This is a genomic window from Streptococcus sp. NLN64 (genome assembly GCF_015831295.1).
Classification (GTDB): domain Bacteria; phylum Bacillota; class Bacilli; order Lactobacillales; family Streptococcaceae; genus Streptococcus.
The window spans coordinates 1-1499 of sequence record NZ_JADXDQ010000109.1 but is presented as its reverse complement, the minus strand read 5'-3'; the positions used below and the strand labels follow the sequence as shown (position 1 = coordinate 1499).

At 36.2% G+C, this 1499-nt stretch carries 4 protein-coding genes; 2 read left to right on the top strand and 2 right to left on the bottom strand.

Features of this window, described 5'->3' with window-relative positions; all coding sequences use genetic code 11:
- Both I2503_RS09340 and I2503_RS09335 read right to left on the bottom strand, forming a co-directional pair.
- Nucleotides 1-239 (bottom strand): DUF3800 domain-containing protein (locus tag I2503_RS09340; RefSeq protein ID WP_196967774.1); only part of this gene is annotated, 239 nt, incomplete at its 3' end.
- Between the two features lie 107 nt (nt 240-346).
- Nucleotides 347-880: a helix-turn-helix transcriptional regulator gene (locus I2503_RS09335; protein WP_196967779.1), complete on the bottom strand. Its 534-nt coding sequence runs from the start codon at nt 878-880 to the stop codon at nt 347-349.
- Between the two features lie 209 nt (nt 881-1089).
- On the opposite strand from I2503_RS09335, the gene I2503_RS09330 reads away from it, so the two are divergent.
- On the top strand, nt 1090-1290 hold the full coding sequence (locus I2503_RS09330) for a transcriptional regulator (RefSeq protein WP_196967778.1): 201 nt from the start codon (nt 1090-1092) through the stop codon (nt 1288-1290).
- A 10-nt stretch (nt 1291-1300) separates the two neighbouring features.
- On the top strand, nt 1301-1499 hold a 199-nt coding region (locus I2503_RS09325; protein ID WP_282097733.1), incomplete at its 3' end, for a BRO family protein.

Below are 1499 nucleotides of genomic sequence, written 5' to 3'. Positions count from 1 at the left end.
TCTATCAGTTGCGTAAAAACATAGTCTTTAAAGTCAAGAGGCATTTCTGACCCTTTTATCTCGGTCTTTACATCAAGCTCTAGGTCAGGATTGTGCTTTAAGTAGTTAAGCTTGGCTTTTCTAAAAACTCGTTTTACTTTTTTAGGGTTTTGAGTGCTTACACCAGCTATGATAAAAAACCTATTATGTTGGCTATTGCTCGTGGTGATACTTCCTGACTCGTCTAAATAATAGTTCATGCTTTCCTTTCTAAAATTGCTATTGGATTGATCCGCTGGGCGCGTGCTAGATGGTACGGTCTGAGCCAATGACGGAAAAGATTTTGATATGAGTATCCTCGGGTATTTTAATGCCTTAAGTCAGAAAGGATTTTTTTATAAAATTCGATGACTTTTGAATACCCTTGTTGTTCTAATTCCTTGAAAGGTGTGTATGCGAATTTATTGAAAAACAATGCGTGTTTTTTGGTATTTGGATTTGCTAAATCCATTTCTGACAGTAGATTAAAAACGGTATCTATTTCATAATCAGAGATTAAGAAGCCACTTTTGATGATGAAATTGCTAAATTGTTTTTTTGTTTCTTTTTGCTGTTCGGCGTAGTCTCTTTTTGAAGAGCTTACAAAAAAAGCTTCATTTTCCCCTTTTACGTGTACTTGATAAATTTCTTCATCATCGTAACGATTAACATCATCCGTAAAGCCCAGCAGGTAACCCATGCTAACACCGAAAAAGTTTGCTAATGTTTCGGCTTTATTTGACTTTATGGTACTTTCGTTATTTTCCCAACGGGAGATTGTCTTTTCATTTATTTTTAGAACGTTAGCTAATTCTTTCTGAGTTAGCTTTTTTTCTTTTCTTAATTCTTTCAACCTATTCATAATTTTTACACCTTTCATAGAAGATTATAACATCTACTTAGAAAAAAGACAAAAATGTCTTTTAAAAAAATCAAAAAGTAGTTGCATAGTACAAAAGTGTCTGTTATAATCTTACTCAATCAGACAAAAGTGTCTGAAAACCTCTCTCCCCAACACCTTTCATCTTTCAACCTATGGGGAGGGAATTTTTAAAAGAAGGAGGCAAGCAAATGAGCAAACTCAAAGGGTACAGGGTTATGCTGGGGCAAACCCAAGCAAGTATGGCTAAAACGCTGGGAGTGTCTACACAGTCTTACAACAATAAAGAGACAGGCAAGACCCCATTTTCAAATAGCGAAATGCTGAAGATCCGTGACATGGTTCGGGCGATTGAGCCAAATATCACCATTGATGACTTATTTTTCAGTTAGGAGACCCACCATGAAAACAGAACAATGGAACGGCTATCCCATTCGGTTCGTAGACCATGAAGGCGAATGGTGGGCGGTAGCAAAAGATATTACTGACGCTTTAGGAATTAAGAACACAGGTCAAGCCCTAGCTAACTTAAAGGGTATATCTAAAACATATACCCTTACAAATAGGGGAACTCAAAAAGTTCTTATCATTGATGAAAAAT